This window comes from Pseudomonas sp. B21-059 (assembly GCF_026016285.1).
Taxonomy (GTDB): Bacteria; Pseudomonadota; Gammaproteobacteria; order Pseudomonadales; family Pseudomonadaceae; genus Aquipseudomonas; species Aquipseudomonas danubii.
Genome location: NZ_CP087201.1, coordinates 3,932,451 through 3,949,421, shown reverse-complemented (window position 1 = coordinate 3,949,421; position 16,971 = coordinate 3,932,451). Strand labels below are relative to the sequence as shown.

Genomic DNA, 16,971 nt, shown 5'->3' with positions numbered 1-16,971 from the left:
TGCAGTGATCGCTTTCAATCCACGGCCCAAGGACCGGGCGTGTTCAGGACATTAATGACCTTGTCAGCGGATTCCTTGTCCTTGAAGACGAAGAAGTAAAAGATAACCGCGCCAATGACTTTCTGGTTGGGGTCATCTTCTTTGAGAACCTGGATCGAGCCGAAAGTTTGGTCTGATTGGGGGCCGCGCGAGGGGGCGCCCGTCTCGATGGAATCGCCCGGTACGTAGATATCCCCGGACGGGTCTCCTGGAGTGAATCGCTCGTTCGCCGCCACGCTCTTGAGATTTAGGCTCGCGCCCTGAAAAGCCATCGATCGGGGGGCGGTGGGCGCGGGCGCTTCCATGTTACTGGTGTAGGTTTTGCCATTTTTTTTATAACTAGTAAGACGCCATGTTTTCACCGTAATTTTTTGGTAATACACAACTTCCTGTGTTGGTATGTTGAGTGATGCCGTACTTTCAATTTGGATAGAATTATTAGAGCTTTGATAGCGTCTCAGGGTACTGAAGGATTGATGGTTGGGGTTGTCCCCATATGTATTGTAGAGGGAACTGCAGATAGTGTCCTTTTCGCTGCTCACCGAATAACCAAAGCCAGCCGCGCCCCAGGAACTGATTTCGAAGTTCACCACTGAGCCTTTCTCGCAGATGACAACCCGATCGTAGAAGGCGTTGCTCTGCTCGTTGGTCGGTTGAACATCCCTCAGCATGATGGGATCGAATTTTCCCTGGTTGGCGGTTATGGCCTTGCTGTCACTCTTATTCAGAGTGATCCGAACCCCGGCGTTCCGGTTGTAGAGCCAATCCGTCTGGGTGCCAAAAAGGTCGGTCTTGTTTCCGGCCACCAAAGCCATTTGCACGATGGTGTTGGTGTTTGTCGTGGGGTCGGGAAAGGCAATGCTTGAAATGGGCTTGCGGGCCTCTACGGAGCGATCGTTCAGGATGGTTTTTTGTTCAGTGAACCCATTGTAATATATGAAGTTGTAATCATCCGCCGCCGCCCCGATCTTGTTTCGAAGCACGGAAAGGTAGTCTGTGGGGAGGGCATCAACAATACGTTTGTTACCGCTCAAATAGACGGAGTACTGTGACATGGGATATTGCTTCCTAGTTTGATGGATTCCCTAGGATAGTACATATACAAATTGGACTTGCCCCTACAAAACCGGACACCAACTCCCCGTTAAACTGATGCAGCTGCCAAGCGCCTGAACTCCCTCGGCGAGCGATAGTTCAATGCGCTGTGCGGATGCTGCTCATTGTAATGCTCAAATTCAATTGCCAGGTTACGCAGCGCCGTTTCTCGATCCGGCTTGGGCATGTGCGCGACGTAATCCCGCTTGATCGTCTTCACGAAGCTCTCGGCCATGCCATTGCTCTGCGGGCTGCGCACCGGCGTGGTCACTGGCTGCAAACCGATCTGTCGAGCAAACAGGCGCGTCTGTTCGGCGGTGTAGGCCACCTCGGCGCGGACGTTGGAATCAACCCGAATGCCGCCCGCCTCGTCCAGGTAGTCGCTCACCCGCAGGCGGCAAATCTCTGTAACCGTCATGCCGGTGCCGAAACACGTCAACAGCAAGGCCGCGTCTCGGGTGCCATTCTCGGGACTACTGACCCTGGCGACCTTCACCGCATGCTCCAGCTGCTGATCCTCGATCACTATCGCCTTGGGCATTGTTCACTCTACGACGTGATTTTCGATTAATCCCGACATAGTATGGCGACAAAAAAGCCGGGGATAGCCACGACCCTTTTGATTTCGCGGTGTTCACGGAAAATGAGAGGGGGCCTATAGGGATATAGGTGTAAGCAATAAGCCAGAATGACTTTAGATATGCAGTCGTATGCTGTGAGCCTTGACTATCGGGCTGAACCAGAACCGCGTCTGCGGTCCGCTTTTGGCCGATACCGGCCTTTAAATACGGTAGTAAGGAGGGGGTGGATGCCTATCCTCTCTGGAGTTTCTTTGATCGGACAGACTCTGATCGGAATGGCGTTCTTTGCTGCTTCCCTGCTTAAGTTTTGCTACAGCAAGGATTATTTTTATTATAAATATATGAAATATAAGTAATTTTAAATTTGGTATGCCTGATCCATCATCGGAAAGCGGAAGCGTCTAAATCAGTGCCGATAGGTTACTAAAATCGGCACTGATTTAGAGATGCTCTTATGCCTCGGATGGAAGCTTGACCTGGCGATACTCAATTGGAAGATTCAATTTTACCTTTAGGTATATGAGGTATCTCTCGTCCTCAGGGCTCAACGCAGTCCGACCAACCGCAACTAGCCTAACTGCTTTTGCTGGCAGATTGTCCCAGTAGTATGCGTATTCGAGTAGCTGACCAATCGCCAAGCGCAGAACCCTACGGGTACAGAAATCTGACTTAATCTCGAAGAGGATTTTCTCCATTTCCGTTGTTACGGTGACATCTACAAAATTTTCCTCAAAGAGGATATTCGCCTCTGGATATTCGATCTTCAGTTCCTCATGCAGAGCAGCCTGCATTATTCCATGCTCCGGTGAGCATTCCCGTCCCGAGCCGCCACTCCTGAAATAGCTGTCTTGTATGGGAGGAAGATTCTGTCCTTTTCGAGCCGGGCGGTGTGTATTCACCGTTTCTGGCAGGGAGGCCTCGTGATCAAGCTCAATGAGCTGATAGCGGTTGTAGTGCTGTACGGGGTCACCAGCCTCAGCAAACGTGTTTGGCGGGTACCACTCAACGTCTTCTGGGCGAAAACGAACATTCAACACGTAAGGCGCCCACTCACCGTTCCCTAAGCCACTTCTATCGCCATTTACAGCATCTATTTCCTCCAGCATGCGGTCATACCATCCAAGCCGCTTGTAATGATCCAAGGCCGCGATACTTTGAGTGTCATCTAGGAATTCGATATGGCGAATACGGGCCACATAACGGCGCCCATCAGGAGTAAGGGTGAAGAGCACAACATCACCGGCACGCTCACCACGTGCGAGCCGTGATTCCCAGCCCCTGTTTACTCCTTGAAGAAAGCCATATTGCCAGCCGCCAATTTGCCATTCGAATCGAAAGAGCCATTCCTCATGGCCATAGCCGTGCTGGGAAGAAAAGGTATTTGATGCTTCAGCTGCAGTCCTTGTGGGGTACTGCCAATTGGAGTCGTTTTGACAGATGCGGGTGATATAGCTCATTGCGGTCCTTGTCGATGGCTTGCGGCAAATTGCCATCATGTAGGATGACAAAAACCAAACGTCATTCCAAGCACTCTCCGAAAGCAGCTCAATGTCTTGTACGGCATGGTGCCAGTTGAGGAGAGAGGGGCTGAGAATGAGGCAAAAACCGTTCCGCAATTCAAAACTGGACCCTTGAAGGATGTGGTCTGCAGGTCGTTAAAAATCAGTAGTTTGCGGAACGAGAACCATGTTAACCAGTTGATCTACTAAGCCTTTTTTGCGGATTGCAAATTCGCCTACGCCGGTTCGACTCCGACTTCGGCCTCCACCCTTGAAAACCCCGTAGATTAACGTCTACGGGGTTCTTTATTGCCCGCTTGAAAGTGCTGGCGTACCAAAACTTTCCTATTTCGTCGGGTTCGCGATGTCTCGGACGCGAACGTAAATCTTCTTCGTAGTCTCCTGTTTCAAGTGTCCGAGAAACCGGCTTGCATCGCCTAGATCGAGAATTTTAAGCGCTTACGCAAACATCTCGACACATGCAAAGGCCCTGAAGGCATGAGGGTTTGTGACCTGGCTGGTGCCGCCAGAGCCAGATGCCTGCGACTCTTATTCAGCCCAAAAAAGAAAAAGAAGAAAGGTCGCAGTGTGATCACTGTCGGCGGCGGTGCTTTCGGTCTTGGGAGGAGGCCGCAAGCAATAAATTAGTCAGTTTCCTATTTGCTCTTCAATGCTGCAGGCGCCGCCCTCCGTGACCGGTGGTGGCAATTTGATTTGGATTGGGGGATTACGGGAAACCGTGGATCTAGAGAATTAAAGTTGTCGCCGGAGCCGGCTAGATCCGTTCTGCCGACTCCTGCTTTCGCAACTGGCTCCGCGTCCACCCTTGACCCTACAACGAGCCGCTCAGGCACAGAAAGCGAGGCGCCGTCCTTTGGGGAGTCCTCGCCTCTGATGGGTGAACACCGAGGGAAAGACGCAACTATAGGTGGAAATCGCCCGCAGCCTCCGGCTGGTAAAGCACTTTCCTGATCTCAATTCGGCGGGTCCGATCAGAAATCCGCCAGTCGATGGTGTCCCCCTCCTGATAGCCAAGGATGGCGGCGCCTATATCGGAATACACTGAATGCTTCCCTGCGTTGCTGTCCGCGTCTTCCGGGTAGACCAAGGCCACTTCGATCTCTTCGTCGTCCAGTTGCAGCAAGGCCTTGGAGTTCATCGTGACCACATTGCGTGCAACCTGCTGCGGCTTGACGACAATGGCTCGCTCAAGCTCATGTTCGAGTTCAAAAACGGCCGGGCCTTGCTCGAGCGCGATCAGGCTCTCGAGCCTGGCCTTGTCAATTTCGGTGATGTAGATCTCAGTGGCGTCGGAAACGGTACCTTCGCGCAATAACTGGAGATAGCGCCCGGCCGTCATGGAAAATGATTTCAATGTCGGCGTTTCGCTTTCAAGCAGAAAGCCGCTGCGCTGAAAGGCTTTCAGCGAGCGCGTGTTATCCGGGTGGATCTTGGCGATGAGCTTCTCGGCCCGCATGTCGAGGAAGGCCAGTTTCATGCCTTCGCGGATGGTGCGAGCGCCAAGGTTTCGGCCCCATTTGTCGCTGTCTCCGATGACCAGAACTATCTCGCAATTGGAGCCGGTCTTGATCAGGCGGACAAAGCCCACCGGCGCGTCATGCCGGTCATAGGCCATGAAAAATCGGCCGCCCCGGTTGAACAGATGGGTCAGGATCGGCAATTGAGTTCGATCGATGACTTGCTCGATGGAGCGAGAGACATCGCGTGAATCGCTCAGATAGCAGGTAACGCGCTCATCCTCCAACCAATCCATCAACGTCAGCGCGTGCGCCCGAGTAATTTCAGGGCACAGCGAAATGAAAGGCTTGTTCATCTTAACCACACTTATTAATGGAAGCCCTCGATGGCTATGGTCATTACGGTTCGTCGGCAGCCTGCCATTCTAAGATATACCGCGAGTAATGGCGAATATCCCGGCGAGTTCGAGGAAATCATCGTTTTGCCGAGCACGAGCCAGTCAAGCGCTCAAGCCTCGATGAAGCCGACTACATTCAGAATGATCAGCTCTGTATCGTTCTGCCCCTTGATGCGGTACCACACCAGCCGAGACACCTTTCTGGTGGAAGTCGGCAAGAAAATGAAGTTCGGCGAAGAGAGGACTCGTCAGCTCTGGAAGGCCTGCATGGCTTGGATGGACGGTGCTCTGGAGGTTCGTCGAGAGGCCGCGTAGTTCATTTCAATTATGATCTTTGAGTGGAGTTTTCTATCAAGGGAGGGAAGGGGAATGTCCAGTTCAGGAGGGTCATCAGCCAAGTATCGAAGGCAAACTTTTGGTGCAGCCTCGGTAGGCCGGGCCAAGCCTCGAGCGGCAAAGCCCTTGGCTCCGTCACCATCACCCGTGGCGACGTAAGCCGCTATCAGTTACGCCTGGCTGCGTTTCAGCGCAGCACCGCCGATGTGCGCCTGGAGATGCCCGGCCTGGCCGATCTATCCAGTGCTCTTCAGTTTCAAAGCAAAAAAGAACACAGCGTATGAGAAACGCAAAGTTTTCATCTGATTGACGTTGCTGTTTCTCTACCGCCCAGAGTTCTAGTGCAAGCTTTCTCCGGAGATCTCCATCGCTTTCTATACGCTCTCGCAGGATACTTTCTTCGATATATGGAATCAGCACCTTCAACTTAGAATCAGAAATGGTAGCAAGTACACCACCGTCAATCAGGCTGAGCAAATAGCGAGCGTACTGACGTGTCATTTCGCCGAAAGACACGCTCGCTTCAAGTAACGCCTCCTCAAGGCAATCAAACTCTTGAACCTCCAGGCGATCAATCATTATACAGCTCCATCTTTTACTCTCATCGCGCAGCAGCAATCGGCCTAAAGCGGCTTGAGCAGATTCGGGAAGGGGTTCGAATCCCTATTTTTGCAACCCTGGTTGCATTTGGCGAACTGGTTGTTGGCTAGGGAGGTGAGGTTGTGGGGCAAAAATGAGCAATCCATACGCCAAACTGAATCGCCCCTGCGCATCGTGCAGCTCGTGCACCGTCGATGTTGGTTAGAATGGCGTGTTGAAGTCTATTGCTCGCAAGGGAATCCAATGAGCACTGAAAAGCCAGAACTTTTGTTCATCCTTCAAAGGTTTCTAGATAATGTTTATGAGAGGGCTTCGAAAAGTCAGAGTGTTTTACTCAAAAGGAATCATGGCCACTACACATACGCGGATGAAATACTCTTCGTCTACGTGACGATCTTCCCTAAAGAGGTTGAGCTTGTTTTTGAGAGCAAGCAGGTAAGTAGCGGGTTTTTTAGTATTGCTTTGGATATGTGCATGTCCAGTGGAGAAGTACTGGCTGGCGACCTGCTGTCTCTGAATGGGAGATGCGAGGAGATCAGCGCGGCATTGGCTTCGCAAGAAGACTGGGTGTTGGCCCTGTTGTTAAAGTGTTTGGGCAACTGAGTCTTTTTTCAGGAGCGTGGACAACGCAGGCGTTCCGGTTGGTTTGCCGGTTCGCGAGCGCGAAGTTTATGCAGTGACCGCTCCTGGCCCAGAGTATGTAAAAACAGCTTCCAAGACCGACGGAGTATGTTTCAGGAGAGGAGTTGAAAACAGCCTGGAAATTCTTGGTATGGTGCGAGAAGGCTTCCTCTTATTAGGACAAAAAATGATTTCACATGTATTCATCGGAGTGAATGACTTCAATCGAGCACTTGTGTTTTATCAAGGAGTCATGCAGATGCTCGGACTTGAGCTCAAGTTCACAGACCTTGAACGCCCATGGGCGGGCTGGAAACACCCCGACACTGCACGCCCTCTTTTCGTAGTGGGCAAGCCGTTCGACGGCGAATCTGCGGCGCTAGGCAATGGGCAAATGATTGCTCTGCTGGCACCTAATCGACAGATCGTAGACAACGCCCATGCCCTGGCGTTGGCATTGGATGGAACATGTGAAGGCGCTCCGGGCTTGCGACCCGAATACCACCCGAATTTTTATGGGGCGTATTTTCGAGACCCTGAAGGAAACAAGCTTTGCGTCTGTTGTCACGATCCGGAGTAGGTCAAGTGTAGGATCTATTTTTGGCCTGAAATCGTGAACAAAACATTGTCGAGAACCCCGGCGCCTGGAGCGAGAGGCTCAACGCAATTTCACCAGGCCAAACTGAAGCGGCGAACGGAAGAAATTGAATCGAGCATCAACCGTTACCTGACGGCACTTGATGCTGCCGATCGGCAGGAACCAACAGTCTCCGAGCCCAACGCCGTGCGGCTGGAAGAGAAAATCGCCAAGTTGAAGACGCAAATGAAAGAGCTTCAAGCAATTGAAGTTCAGCTCAACGAATCGCCGGAGCTGAAAGCAGCCGTTCATGACTGACCCCTTTTGAGCATTGGAAGCCCCTAAGAAATCAGTTCCGCAATCAAAATCCTGCCCCGCATACCTCCGGACTTGCCTTACTTGGACAGCGACAACGGCACACCCCAGATGGGATCTTCCATGCCTTGTTTGCCCAGCGGCGTGATCTGCATGGGCTGGAGCCTGGACAGCAGTTGCCGGTGCTTCTCGCTCAGGTTGCGCTGCTCGATGAGGTGCTGCGAAAAGCTCATGGGTGCCGGCCAGGTGTAGACGGTCAGGTTGTCGAGCGGACACTCGATTTTTTTCGGATCGATCGCTCGGCACTTCGACTGCTGGTACTTGTAGCCAGGGGTCTTCAGATGCATGCGCGGGGCCAGCAGCAATTGCCCGCCCTGGATGGTGAAACTGGCGAGCGCCTTGTCGACCGGCAGGCGCGCCTGGACCTTGATCGCGGGAATGTCGCGAGAGTCGGTCTGTTGGTAATAACCGGCCGGGGAGCCCGCCGTCGTCTGGGTATATTGCTGTTCACCCCAGCTCACGCAGGCACCCGAGGCCCTGACTACAGCGGTACAGACACGCTCGGTCTTGGTCTCGCTGCCATAGGTAGCGTCCTTCCAGACCTCTTCCCTGTAGTACTCGCGATACAGTTCGGGGGACAGGTAGGCGGTCCCGCTGGCGCCACGGCCCGAACCGGGTGGACCGCTGCGGGCGCCGACCTGGTCAAGCAAACCGCGGAGCTGGTAGTCATCGCCGCCGGTCAGCAAGTATTTGCCGGGTGGCAGGATATGCACCTCGAAGGCCTTGAACAGGTAGGTTTCGCCAGGCGGTCTCTGCAGCGCGTTGGTCTGGAACTTGCGGCCGAAGGTCACCTTCGGATCTTTCTCGTATTCCCAGATCACCGTTGGCGTCCATTGCGTCATGGTCAGCGCATCGCTCAGCGACTTGTGCGGCATCACGTCCGCCACCAGCACTACCGCCATGTTCGCCTTGAGTGCTGCGTCCACTTGGTCCAACAGCTGCGCGTAGCGCGGATCGTCCATGCTGCCGTAGGCACCCGAATCGAGATCGGAGACGCAGCCGGAGAGAGATAGGGAGAGAAGCAACGCCGTGGGAAGGGCAAAACGCAGTCGGAACAGTCTCATGTATCAGTCCTTGAACTATCTATGTCGGGCCAGCCACTAAGGCGCCAAGGCCACGCCCGTGCAGCGGCCACGAATGGAGAAGTCCTTGATCTGTCTGGCCTTGTCGACAGTCATGGAGAGGGTGCAGCCGCTCGTGTGAGTGACATCGTCCCAGTAGTTAGTGTGGACCATCACGCCGCCCTGCATCTCACTGGAGCTGCCGACCACTTCCTTTTTCACGTAGGAAGTGTCGCGGTACCACTGCATTTGCACTTCGCTGCGGTCGGGCGAGGGCTGCATGCGTCCGGGCGGGCCGAAGAAGTCGATGGCTTCCTTGGCATCGCGTCCCTTCCATTGCTGGCCGGCCCTGTATTCCGGGAGGGTGGGAATGCAGCCGCTCAGCAAAGGCAACAGCAGGCCGAGGGCAAGTAGGTGCCGGGTCATGACGGCCTCCTTCATTGCGCGCTGTTGCCGAGCATTGCGTCCAGGCTCTGCACGGCCTCGCTGTTGGCCTGGATGCCGTACAGTTGCTGGAACATGGCCTGGACGGTCTCGACCATGCGGCCGGCGGCCATTTTGCCCATTGGCAGCATCTGGTTGTTCTCGCGGTTGCCTGCAGCGCAGACGAAGGCGAAGGTGCGCTGCAGCCAGTAGTCTTTCGGGGCGATCCAGCCCTGCGCAGTGGTCACGTCCTTCATGGCGTGGTCGAAGCGGCGCATGGCGCGGGCGCTGTCGAAGCGCACTTTGCGCTCCTTGCACTTGTACTGGATCTCGTAGGCCGCCAGCACGGGCATCGCCGGGTCTTCGAAGATCTGCATGATCATGGCCGACTGCACCCCCTGGGGCTTTTGCAGGATGCCGGCGGCATCGGCGACGAATACCTCGTTGTGGTAACGCTCGCCCTTGCCGTAAACGATCCAGTATTCACCTTGAGGCGTGGCGAGTGCCGTGCAGCTGGTACACAGCAGGATGAGTGATAGCGGCAACCATCTGGCGCGGGGGAATGGAATCGCCATGATATTTCCTTCCTTGGTGGGGCTTGTCCGTGGCCGCATGGGACCGTCCAGAAGAAGGAATATAGGTCTGGCCGGCAGTAGCGGTCGATTAGGGCGGATGTGCTAATGGCGCATTGCCGTTATCGATCGGGTCAACGAAACCTGTGAGTGGCGGTCGTCTGCATGATCAGAACCTTGGGCATGCACAGGTGCGGTGTTAAAGTGCCGCCACTGAAAAGGGAGAGCGGGATGCGGGGCCAGATACTGGATATCTCGACAGAGGTCGAATCGTTGCTCCTGCAGCTGGGGGCATCAGGCCGAGGTCTGCATGAAAAACTGAGTTCCATTGAGGGAATGATCAGCCCGCCAATGGCGAAAAAGATCCGCTGGATTGCGAGCGTGCGCAACAAGGCGGTTCATGAGCGTGTTGTCGAGGTGGATCTTGAAGACTTCAGCAAGGGCGGGGCGCAAGTAGTCGCTTATCTGAAGCAGCTTGTTGCTTCGATCACACCTAAGCAGACCCAGCACAAAGAACCGCAAGGTTCGCCTGAGCCAGGCAAGTCCTGGGCCGAGAAGGATGGTTGGGAGAAGACCAAGACGGTCGGTACCTATATGGCGGCCGGCGCAGCTGTGGTCGCTTGGTTGTTCATGTCCTCCAAATGAGTCTTCACGATTGCTTATGGCCCGGTTCTCTTGCCGGGCTTTTTCGTTTTCGGCGGCCTGATGCTGGAAACTGTGGTTCTGGAAAGACGCGGTATTGCTGAGTATTGGGCGTTGTGTCACTGAGTGCTGAGTTGCCTGACCATCACATCTCAATGGTCGGCATGGTGCTTTTGCCGCAACTTATCAGTTGTCCCGCCGTGACCTGCAGTCCAGTTGTTGGTTTTGCCGCGTACCCGGCAAAGAAGCCGACGGACACCAAGGCAATGTAGAGGACGGTTTTTCTCAGGGCCATGCTGGCACTCGCTCACTGTTTGATAGGGAAATGCCCAGCACTGATCCTCATTGTGGGAAAAGGTTCCAGGTGACCGATTTTGCGCGTGCTCCACTAGGGGCGATGCAAGCTCGGCCATTGGCGGTGATTCGGCCCCGGGCTCAACTTGCCACGGGGTGGCAAGTTGCTCTATTCAGCAAAGGCTATCGGCAGGAGAGGGTAGGGACAGGGGTGGAAGGCCCATGTCGCGAATGGCCGCGGCGAGTTTGTCCTGATAGATCGTCAGAATCGAGTAATCCAGCTTTTGGGTGATGTTGGCGCCGCCTGCGCAGTTGGCCAGGAGTTCATCCAGGGCGCCGGCCACCAGGTCTGCGGTGACTTGCAGGACATTCAATCCAAAGCGGTTATCGACAATGACCAGATTCGTTAAGTCGTACATACAGCCCCTATGGTCACTGTGCTTATGAGTAGTGGCTATGAGCCATGATTATTTTAACTAAACGGCAGGTGCGCTGTCATCGGGAGAAGATGGGCGGTGTCGCGGGCTGATAGGCGTTTGCGCTTCTGAATTTTCAGCACGCCTGTGGCAGCCCTGTGTACCATTGTTGCCCGCGAAAAAAGCACCAGAGGCAATCTGCATGCTGATATTGAAAAAGGGCGACAACCAGGGCTTGAGGGTAGGGCCGCGCTGGCCGTCCGCAAAGGTGTTGATGGAGCGCGAAGTCTTTGTGCAACTGCTCAAGGTCCAGTCCAGCCTGCCGCGTTCGGTGCAGTTGCTGGTGACCCGGGGCTACGAGCGCAAGAGCAGTTACCTGGGGTTTTTCAGGACGCTGTCACGCTGGCTGGGGATCAGGTTGTTCTGCCTGTGTTATCCGGGGCGTAAAGAGGAGCTGGAGGATATCTTCGGTTCCAATGGCCATGATGTGGATGGCACTCATATCGATGTGTCCATTGTCTTCAATGGCAAGCGCCTGCGCTTTTTGCCACTGGGGGTGTTTACCCCGCCGGCGCGCCAGCAACAGTTGCAAGGGCGGTACTCGGCTGTCGTTGATGAGGTCAAGAACCTGTTGAAGCGTCACGGTTTCGAGATTCATCGCAATCACACGGAAAGCCTGCAGATTCATTGCGACTACAAGGCCTGATAGCCAGCAACCGCCGTCCTGGGCTCGGCTGCCGAGTCCATAGCGCTCATGTCATGAACGTAATAAGGAAGTTATGTGTTGCGAAGTCTGTTGTTGCTGGTGTTGATCTTTGTCTTGAGTGGATGCACGGCCCTGATGACTCGCACTACTCCCATGAGTTGCCCCTATATCGGCGTGCGCATGGATTGGGCATTGGCTAAGGAGAACAACGGTGTGCTCTGGCCTTTTCTGGCGTTGGATGCTCCATTCTCCGGCGTGGTGGATACGTTGATGTTTCCCTTCGAGTATCAGTACAGCTGCACGCTTTGATCTTGAGCTGGCCGATGACCTGCCGCTCACTCATGGCGGCCTCTATGTGTCTGACCTTCGATCACTGACAGAGACGACCGTCTACAGTTAAGTGTGACCTTGGCTTCCTAAAGAGAACCGACATGCTCAAGTCTCGCTCGTTGATCGCTGTTCTTGCCGGCGTGCTCCTGGCTGGCGCTTCCCCTCTGGCATTGGCCGACCCCGGAAATGGCAAGGGGCAGGGGCATTCCAAACACAGTTCTCAGGGTGACCAGGGGGGGCATGGCAAGGGGAAGAAGTCAGGCGCCGATGACTGGAGTCATGGCCCCAGTGTCGATCGCGGCAGTGTCCTGGGCATATTGGGTGGGCACCGTGACTACTGGAGCCCGGGACCGGCACTGCCTCCAGGCATTCAGAAAAACCTGGCTCGGGGCAAACCTCTGCCCCCGGGAATTGCCAAGAAGCTGGACCACCGGCTATTGGGGCAGCTTCCTCGCTATGACGGTTATGAATGGCGGCAGGCCGGAACCGACCTGATTCTGGTGGCTATCGCCAGCGGGATCATCTACGAAGTGCTCAATGACGTCCTCAACTGATTGGCGGGCCTGTTGAGGTTTCAGCCTGTCGTGGCTGAAATCTCAACATCGAGTCCGTCTTCTCGAAGCGTTATTGCCAGCGCTTGAACAGCACGCTGGCATTGACCCCACCAAAGCCGAAACCATTGGACAGTGCGTATTCCATGGCCATTTTGCGTGCCTGGTTGCGCACCAGATCAAGGCCCTCGGCGGCGCTGTCCGGGTTGTCCAGGTTGAGGGTTGCGGGCGCGATCTGGTCACGCAGGGCGAGGATGGCAAAGATCGCCTCGATGCCGCCGGCGGCACCCAGCAGATGCCCGGTGGCGGACTTGGTGGCGCTGATGGCCAGGCCGCTGCCGGTGCCGAATACAGTCCTGATGGCAGCCAGTTCGCCCTTGTCGCCCACTGGCGTGGAGGTGGCATGGGCATTCAGGTGCTGGACCTGAGAGGCTTGCACGCCGGCCTGGCGCAAGGCTTGCTGCATGGCACGCCGGGCGCCGTCGCCATCTTCCGGACCCGCGGTCATGTGGTAGGCGTCGGCGCTGGTGCCATAGCCCACCAGCTCCGCAATGGGCTGTGCGCCCCGAGCCAGGGCATGTTCCAGCTCTTCGATGACCAGCAGTCCGGCGCCTTCACCCATGACAAAGCCATCCCGTGCCTGATCGAAGGGGCGTGAAGCCCGTTCCGGGGTGTCGTTGTACTCGCTGGACAGCGCGCGGGCTGCGGCGAAGCCACCCAGGCTGACCCGATGGATCGCCGCCTCAGCTCCACCACAGACAGCGATGTCGATTTCACCGGCGCGGATCATCCGCGCGGCGTCGCCAATGGCCTGGACTCCGGCAGCACAGGCAGTGACTGGCGCTCCCAGTGGGCCCTTGAGGCCGTGGCGGATCGAAACGTGACCTGCCGCCATATTGCTCAGGAATGACGGAATGGTGAACGGCGACAGGCGCCGCGGGCCCTTGCTGTCGGTGGTTCGCACGGCATCGGCGATGGCCGGGAAGCCGCCTACACCAGAGGCAATGATGGTGGCTGTACGTTCCTGGGCCTGGGGACTATCGGGTTTCCAGTTGGCCTGGGCCAGGGCTTCTTCGGCCGCTGCCAGGGCGAAGAGGATGAAACGGTCCATCTTGCGCTGTTCCTTGGGGGCCAGCAGCCGGTCCGGGTCGAAGCCTGCCTGGGGATCCTCGAGCGCGCCGGGCACCTGGCCGCCAATGGTGGTGGGCAGATCCTGGATAAACTCTTCGGGCAATTGACGGATTCCGGATTGTCCCGCCAGCAGGCGCTGCCAGACCTGCTCGACCCCACAACCCAGTGGAGTGATTGCGCCCATACCGGTGACTACGATGCGTTTACTCATGCGGGTCCTGCTCCTTAGTTGGTTTGCGTGGGGAACAACGAAACGTGGACGATACTATCATCATGAAAGTAACATCCGAATCCACAAATACTGAGGTGCATCGCAGGAGCCAGCCATGCAACGAAAAAGTCTGATCGACGCTGAATGTCCCATTGCCCGCAGCCTGGAGCGAGTCGGCGAATGGTGGAGCATCTTGATCATGCGCGACGCGCTGCATGGCCTGAGGCGCTTCGACGAATTCTCCCGCAGCCTGGAGATCGCCCCGAACATGCTGACCCGACGCTTGAACTCACTGGTGGAGGCGGGGCTGTTGGAGCGCCAGGCCTACAGCGAGCGCCCCTTGCGCTATCAATATGTGCCTACAGCCAAGGGCGAGGATTTCCGTGTCGTACTCATGGCCTTTGTAGCTTGGGGCAATCGCCACTACGCGCCCGAGGGCGAAAGCGTGCAACTGGTCGAGCGTGAGAGCGGACGACCTGTGCAGCCAGTGATGGTGGATGTTGCCGATGGTCATCTGGTGCCGTTGCAGGCGTGCACGGTACAGGCGGGACCTGCTGCCAGCGTCGGCATGCGTCAGCGACTGATGGCTATGGTGGAGTGAGTCCGGTTTGGGGCTGGCTCCGTGGAGCGGCTGCGCTGCCGGGCGGCTCGCTCTGGACGGTGGGTCCCGGGAGAAGGACGGAAGGATTGAGGTTACTGGGGATCAATTTGCCCACCACGTAGCCGCTGTGGCTGATCAGGGCCAGCAACAGCAGTGTGTTATGCAGTTTCGGCAACACCTCCAGCACCCAACTGCCTGAGCCCAGGCTATGGCCGACGGCGGCGCCATAGACAAACACCACCACCATGGTGATCAGCAGCATCTGCAGGCGTGGCAGGTCGACGATGACGCCATTGCTCACGTCCTCGCCGCGAATCAGGTCGGCCAATCGCGCATCCTTCGGGTCACTCTTCATCAGCACCTGGCCCTTGGCCGACGGCAGAGCGACCAGGCTCTGGCTGTCGAGCAACTGCTGGCCGGTGGTTGCCAGAGCGCTGGTGTCTGCAGGCTGCTCGGCCTTGCGGTTCAAGGCCATGGGGGCTGTGACGAAGCTGGCCAGGCTGAAGCCCATCAACGCGATCAGGTTGTAGTCCAAGTCCACCATCAGCGCTGTAGTGGCGTTTCCCCGGACAATGTTGCCGATGTACACCGTATACAGAGTGGCCAGTACCAGCAGTGTCCACAGGGTCATTTGCAGGCGTGACAGCGAATACCGATTGCGCTCGTCAATCAGCACCCCAAGCACCCGGCCGCGAATTCGTAGACCGGCGAGGACGAACAAGACGAACAGGCCGGCCAGGCAACTGGCCCAGGCGCCCAGGCGTGGCCAGTCCAAAGCAGGTGCAACTGTCAGGTATGGGGGAGGGCTGGGGTGACTCAGAAGTAGGGCGGCGGGTGCGCCGGTCGCGAGCAACACGGCCAGCGTACGCAGCAGATAGCCATTGTTTTTCATCGTGGCAGGCCCTCTCCTTGTGTAGGCGGCTGTTTTTCCTTGGTCTGCGAGGCCGCTCTTGTCCCCAGGCTGCTTGACGTCGCGGGCGCCCTCCGGCTCATGGCCGCTGGGGCGCCTGCTGTTGGGTATAGCGAATCTTTTTCCTGGCCGTTTGCCGTTGGTCGGGTGTTTTGTAGGGGGCGGCGGGTGTCAGCGAGCCCCAAGCCCGCGGCGCCAGGCCGGGTGGAAGTGTCGCCAGTGGGCGTCCTGTGCCGCCGCCAGGAGCTCGCGGTCACCCCGGGTATCGCCCCAGGCCCTGAGTCGATATTGGTTCAATGGGCCGTAGACACTTTCCAGGCGCAGTACCTTGTTTTCGCAACGGCAATTGTGGCCGGCGATGCGGCCGGTCAGCACGCCATCGACCACCTCCAGTTCGGTTCCGATCAGCCTGATGCCCAAGCGTGTGGCGAAAGGCTGCAGCACCAGGGCCGGCGACGCCGAGCACAGGGTCACCAGCGCTCCGGAACGCAGTTCCCCGGCTACGGCTTGCAGCCCACTCGGGCGCATCAGTCGGGTCCAGGATTTCAGACAGAAGGCTTCGGCCTGTTGCTGGAGCCACGCCGCCTCGATGCCCTTGAGAAAGGTGCTGATCAATTGCGCCTTGAGTCGGTCGCGGTCAACGCGACGAGTCAGGTAGCCCAGACTGGGTAGCGCCAGCTTGAGTATCCGTTGGTTGAACCCGCGTTGCCCGAAGGCAAACTTCAGAAAGGGCACAAAACTGTCGTGGCGAGTGAGGGTTCCGTCGAAGTCGAATACCGAAAGCACTGGGTTGGCATCGGCGTTGAGTCCAACGGTGTCCGGGGGTAGCGGCTGTGTTTCAGCCTCAGCGCTCAGGGGCGGCAGGGTCTTAGGGTGGGGCGACATAGCTGTTCTCGGTGGTTGCAGCCGCTTGATTCGCGGCCGGTATTGCCAGTAATGGATGCAGTTTACGCGCTCCAGCCTTTAGCCGCGGGCCGGATAGCCGGAGGATCAGAGGCGCAGCATGGGCAAAGGTTTCCACGGGCGGATCAGCAGTTGCTTGAAAGACAGCTGAGCCAGGCGCAGATGAAAGCCGGCATCAGGAAAGGCTGAAAGTACCCGGCGGCGATCGTCTCGCGAGAGGCCGAAACTCAACATTCCCAGCGACACATCTATCCAGTCGGCTCGGCGAAAACTTTCCACCAGGCTGCCTGGGTGTGGGGCGGCGGTGATCTTGTGGTGCTGTTCGATCATTGCCAGCACTTCGGCTTTCCACTCGGACCTGTCTATTTCATCCAGATGGTTTTCAGCCAGGCGCAGCGATGGCGGTAGGTAGTCGAACGTCTTGGCGGTCCAGATGCCCAGGTCGTGGAAGGCGCCGGCTATGGCCAGTTTCTGCAACTGCTGGGCATCGGCATTGATGAGCAGGTTGCAGAAGTTGATGACCCGGTACACATGGTTGCGATAGCCGGTGAAGTCCTTGCCCAACTCTTGGCGATAGCGTTCCAGCAATTGATCCAGCGGTTCCAATCGTGTCAGCAACAT

At 56.6% G+C, this 16,971-nt stretch carries 21 protein-coding genes and 2 pseudogenes; 9 read left to right on the top strand and 14 right to left on the bottom strand.

Going from position 1 to position 16,971, the window contains the following annotated elements; genetic code table 11:
* Positions 1-14 precede the first annotated feature (14 nt).
* The 4 genes and pseudogenes from LOY69_RS17485 to LOY69_RS17470 all read right to left on the bottom strand — a co-directional run bounded on the left by LOY69_RS17485 (position 15) and on the right by LOY69_RS17470 (position 5,048).
* Positions 15-1,094 carry a hypothetical protein gene (locus LOY69_RS17485; RefSeq protein WP_102882562.1) on the bottom strand — a complete coding sequence of 360 codons (1,080 nt, stop codon included), beginning with the start codon at positions 1,092-1,094 and terminating at the stop codon, positions 15-17.
* Between the two features lie 89 nt (positions 1,095-1,183).
* Positions 1,184-1,456 (bottom strand): annotated as a pseudogene (locus tag LOY69_RS17480) (integrase core domain-containing protein); the annotation flags it as partial.
* Positions 1,457-2,167: 711 nt separating this feature from the next.
* Positions 2,168-3,172, bottom strand: a complete 1,005-nt coding sequence (locus tag LOY69_RS17475; protein WP_146036717.1) for a hypothetical protein — start codon at positions 3,170-3,172, stop codon at positions 2,168-2,170.
* Between the two features lie 964 nt (positions 3,173-4,136).
* Entirely contained in the window at positions 4,137-5,048 is a 912-nt protein-coding gene (locus tag LOY69_RS17470) for a bifunctional GNAT family N-acetyltransferase/nucleoside diphosphate kinase regulator (protein ID WP_170003596.1), read from the bottom strand.
* Between the two features lie 30 nt (positions 5,049-5,078).
* Here LOY69_RS17470 and LOY69_RS17465 point away from each other — a divergent pair, with 30 nt between their 5' ends.
* Positions 5,079-5,405 carry a hypothetical protein gene (locus LOY69_RS17465; protein WP_258381489.1) on the top strand — a complete coding sequence of 109 codons (327 nt, stop codon included), beginning with the start codon at positions 5,079-5,081 and terminating at the stop codon, positions 5,403-5,405.
* A gap of 162 nt (positions 5,406-5,567) precedes the next feature.
* On the opposite strand, the gene LOY69_RS17460 is transcribed toward LOY69_RS17465, so the two are convergent.
* The gene (locus tag LOY69_RS17460; RefSeq protein WP_265073300.1) at positions 5,568-6,005 is read right to left on the bottom strand and encodes a hypothetical protein; all 438 of its coding nucleotides are present in this window, start codon (positions 6,003-6,005) and stop codon (positions 5,568-5,570) included.
* 264 nt (positions 6,006-6,269) lie between these two features.
* On the opposite strand from LOY69_RS17460, the gene LOY69_RS17455 reads away from it, so the two are divergent.
* The 3 genes and pseudogenes from LOY69_RS17455 to LOY69_RS17445 all read left to right on the top strand — a co-directional run.
* Entirely contained in the window at positions 6,270-6,629 is a 360-nt protein-coding gene (locus tag LOY69_RS17455; protein ID WP_110596559.1) for a hypothetical protein, read from the top strand.
* 16 nt (positions 6,630-6,645) lie between these two features.
* Positions 6,646-7,227, top strand: coding sequence for a VOC family protein (locus LOY69_RS17450; protein ID WP_265073299.1), 582 nt, complete (start codon positions 6,646-6,648; stop codon positions 7,225-7,227).
* Between the two features lie 87 nt (positions 7,228-7,314).
* Positions 7,315-7,539 (top strand): annotated as a pseudogene (locus tag LOY69_RS17445) (IS5/IS1182 family transposase); the annotation flags it as partial.
* 80 nt (positions 7,540-7,619) lie between these two features.
* On the opposite strand, the gene LOY69_RS17440 reads toward LOY69_RS17445, so the two are convergent.
* Genes LOY69_RS17440 through LOY69_RS17430 form a run of 3 tightly spaced genes read right to left on the bottom strand, consistent with a single transcriptional unit; the run spans position 7,620 to position 9,658 of the window.
* Positions 7,620-8,663, bottom strand: coding sequence for a hypothetical protein (locus LOY69_RS17440; protein ID WP_265073298.1), 1,044 nt, complete (start codon positions 8,661-8,663; stop codon positions 7,620-7,622).
* A 36-nt stretch (positions 8,664-8,699) separates the two neighbouring features.
* A complete protein-coding gene (locus LOY69_RS17435) occupies positions 8,700-9,086 on the bottom strand; it encodes a hypothetical protein (protein ID WP_102863142.1) in 387 nt (128 codons plus the stop codon).
* Positions 9,087-9,097: 11 nt separating this feature from the next.
* Positions 9,098-9,658 carry a hypothetical protein gene (locus LOY69_RS17430; protein WP_265073297.1) on the bottom strand — a complete coding sequence of 187 codons (561 nt, stop codon included), beginning with the start codon at positions 9,656-9,658 and terminating at the stop codon, positions 9,098-9,100.
* Positions 9,659-9,820: 162 nt separating this feature from the next.
* Between LOY69_RS17430 and LOY69_RS17425 the strand changes: the two genes are divergently transcribed.
* The gene (locus tag LOY69_RS17425; protein WP_213665394.1) at positions 9,821-10,300 is read left to right on the top strand and encodes a hypothetical protein; all 480 of its coding nucleotides are present in this window, start codon (positions 9,821-9,823) and stop codon (positions 10,298-10,300) included.
* Between the two features lie 142 nt (positions 10,301-10,442).
* On the opposite strand, the gene LOY69_RS17420 is transcribed toward LOY69_RS17425, so the two are convergent.
* Entirely contained in the window at positions 10,443-10,592 is a 150-nt protein-coding gene (locus LOY69_RS17420; RefSeq protein ID WP_170003584.1) for a hypothetical protein, read from the bottom strand.
* A gap of 172 nt (positions 10,593-10,764) precedes the next feature.
* The gene (locus LOY69_RS17415; RefSeq protein WP_102882571.1) at positions 10,765-11,010 is read right to left on the bottom strand and encodes a hypothetical protein; all 246 of its coding nucleotides are present in this window, start codon (positions 11,008-11,010) and stop codon (positions 10,765-10,767) included.
* 199 nt (positions 11,011-11,209) lie between these two features.
* Between LOY69_RS17415 and LOY69_RS17410 the strand changes: the two genes are divergently transcribed.
* From LOY69_RS17410 to LOY69_RS17400, 3 genes are all read left to right on the top strand, one after another.
* A complete protein-coding gene (locus LOY69_RS17410) occupies positions 11,210-11,713 on the top strand; it encodes a hypothetical protein (protein ID WP_102863146.1) in 504 nt (167 codons plus the stop codon).
* Positions 11,714-11,788: 75 nt separating this feature from the next.
* The gene (locus LOY69_RS17405; RefSeq protein ID WP_102882572.1) at positions 11,789-12,022 is read left to right on the top strand and encodes a YceK/YidQ family lipoprotein; all 234 of its coding nucleotides are present in this window, start codon (positions 11,789-11,791) and stop codon (positions 12,020-12,022) included.
* A 122-nt stretch (positions 12,023-12,144) separates the two neighbouring features.
* Positions 12,145-12,597: an anti-virulence regulator CigR family protein gene (locus LOY69_RS17400; RefSeq protein WP_102882573.1), complete on the top strand. Its 453-nt coding sequence runs from the start codon at positions 12,145-12,147 to the stop codon at positions 12,595-12,597.
* A 70-nt stretch (positions 12,598-12,667) separates the two neighbouring features.
* On the opposite strand, the gene fabF is transcribed toward LOY69_RS17400, so the two are convergent.
* Positions 12,668-13,936 (bottom strand): beta-ketoacyl-ACP synthase II, encoded by a 1,269-nt coding sequence (gene fabF / locus LOY69_RS17395; RefSeq protein ID WP_102882574.1) that lies wholly within the window; start codon positions 13,934-13,936, stop codon positions 12,668-12,670.
* 115 nt (positions 13,937-14,051) lie between these two features.
* Here fabF and LOY69_RS17390 point away from each other — a divergent pair, with 115 nt between their 5' ends.
* Positions 14,052-14,537 carry a winged helix-turn-helix transcriptional regulator gene (locus LOY69_RS17390; RefSeq protein ID WP_102882575.1) on the top strand — a complete coding sequence of 162 codons (486 nt, stop codon included), beginning with the start codon at positions 14,052-14,054 and terminating at the stop codon, positions 14,535-14,537.
* Here LOY69_RS17390 and LOY69_RS17385 read toward each other — a convergent pair.
* The 3 genes from LOY69_RS17385 to LOY69_RS17375 form a co-directional block, all read right to left on the bottom strand.
* Positions 14,524-15,312: a hypothetical protein gene (locus LOY69_RS17385; protein ID WP_134929254.1), complete on the bottom strand. Its 789-nt coding sequence runs from the start codon at positions 15,310-15,312 to the stop codon at positions 14,524-14,526. The two genes, LOY69_RS17390 and LOY69_RS17385, sit on opposite strands and share 14 nt — an antisense overlap.
* Positions 15,313-15,618: 306 nt before the next feature.
* Positions 15,619-16,332, bottom strand: a complete 714-nt coding sequence (locus LOY69_RS17380) for an HAD family hydrolase (protein ID WP_265073296.1) — start codon at positions 16,330-16,332, stop codon at positions 15,619-15,621.
* A 105-nt stretch (positions 16,333-16,437) separates the two neighbouring features.
* A complete protein-coding gene (locus LOY69_RS17375; protein WP_265073295.1) occupies positions 16,438-16,971 on the bottom strand; it encodes a hypothetical protein in 534 nt (177 codons plus the stop codon).

What these genes read in the sequence shown, in the direction of transcription:
- LOY69_RS17440 (WP_265073298.1), bottom strand. Translation starts at nt 8,663, where the DNA reads ATGAGACTGTTCCGACTGCGTTTTGCCCTTCCCACGGCGTTGCTTCTC.
- LOY69_RS17415 (WP_102882571.1), bottom strand. Translation starts at nt 11,010, where the DNA reads ATGTACGACTTAACGAATCTGGTCATTGTCGATAACCGCTTTGGATTG.
- LOY69_RS17455 (WP_110596559.1), top strand. Translation starts at nt 6,270, where the DNA reads ATGAGCACTGAAAAGCCAGAACTTTTGTTCATCCTTCAAAGGTTTCTA.
- fabF (WP_102882574.1), bottom strand. Translation starts at nt 13,936, where the DNA reads ATGAGTAAACGCATCGTAGTCACCGGTATGGGCGCAATCACTCCACTG.
- LOY69_RS17400 (WP_102882573.1), top strand. Translation starts at nt 12,145, where the DNA reads ATGCTCAAGTCTCGCTCGTTGATCGCTGTTCTTGCCGGCGTGCTCCTG.
- LOY69_RS17420 (WP_170003584.1), bottom strand. Translation starts at nt 10,592, where the DNA reads ATGGCCCTGAGAAAAACCGTCCTCTACATTGCCTTGGTGTCCGTCGGC.
- LOY69_RS17410 (WP_102863146.1), top strand. Translation starts at nt 11,210, where the DNA reads ATGCTGATATTGAAAAAGGGCGACAACCAGGGCTTGAGGGTAGGGCCG.
- LOY69_RS17435 (WP_102863142.1), bottom strand. Translation starts at nt 9,086, where the DNA reads ATGACCCGGCACCTACTTGCCCTCGGCCTGCTGTTGCCTTTGCTGAGC.
- LOY69_RS17390 (WP_102882575.1), top strand. Translation starts at nt 14,052, where the DNA reads ATGCAACGAAAAAGTCTGATCGACGCTGAATGTCCCATTGCCCGCAGC.
- LOY69_RS17475 (WP_146036717.1), bottom strand. Translation starts at nt 3,172, where the DNA reads ATGAGCTATATCACCCGCATCTGTCAAAACGACTCCAATTGGCAGTAC.
- LOY69_RS17380 (WP_265073296.1), bottom strand. Translation starts at nt 16,332, where the DNA reads ATGTCGCCCCACCCTAAGACCCTGCCGCCCCTGAGCGCTGAGGCTGAA.
- LOY69_RS17425 (WP_213665394.1), top strand. Translation starts at nt 9,821, where the DNA reads ATGATCAGAACCTTGGGCATGCACAGGTGCGGTGTTAAAGTGCCGCCA.
- LOY69_RS17460 (WP_265073300.1), bottom strand. Translation starts at nt 6,005, where the DNA reads ATGATTGATCGCCTGGAGGTTCAAGAGTTTGATTGCCTTGAGGAGGCG.
- LOY69_RS17375 (WP_265073295.1), bottom strand. Translation starts at nt 16,971, where the DNA reads ATGTTGCTGACACGATTGGAACCGCTGGATCAATTGCTGGAACGCTAT.
- LOY69_RS17430 (WP_265073297.1), bottom strand. Translation starts at nt 9,658, where the DNA reads ATGGCGATTCCATTCCCCCGCGCCAGATGGTTGCCGCTATCACTCATC.
- LOY69_RS17465 (WP_258381489.1), top strand. Translation starts at nt 5,079, where the DNA reads ATGGCTATGGTCATTACGGTTCGTCGGCAGCCTGCCATTCTAAGATAT.
- LOY69_RS17470 (WP_170003596.1), bottom strand. Translation starts at nt 5,048, where the DNA reads ATGAACAAGCCTTTCATTTCGCTGTGCCCTGAAATTACTCGGGCGCAC.
- LOY69_RS17485 (WP_102882562.1), bottom strand. Translation starts at nt 1,094, where the DNA reads ATGTCACAGTACTCCGTCTATTTGAGCGGTAACAAACGTATTGTTGAT.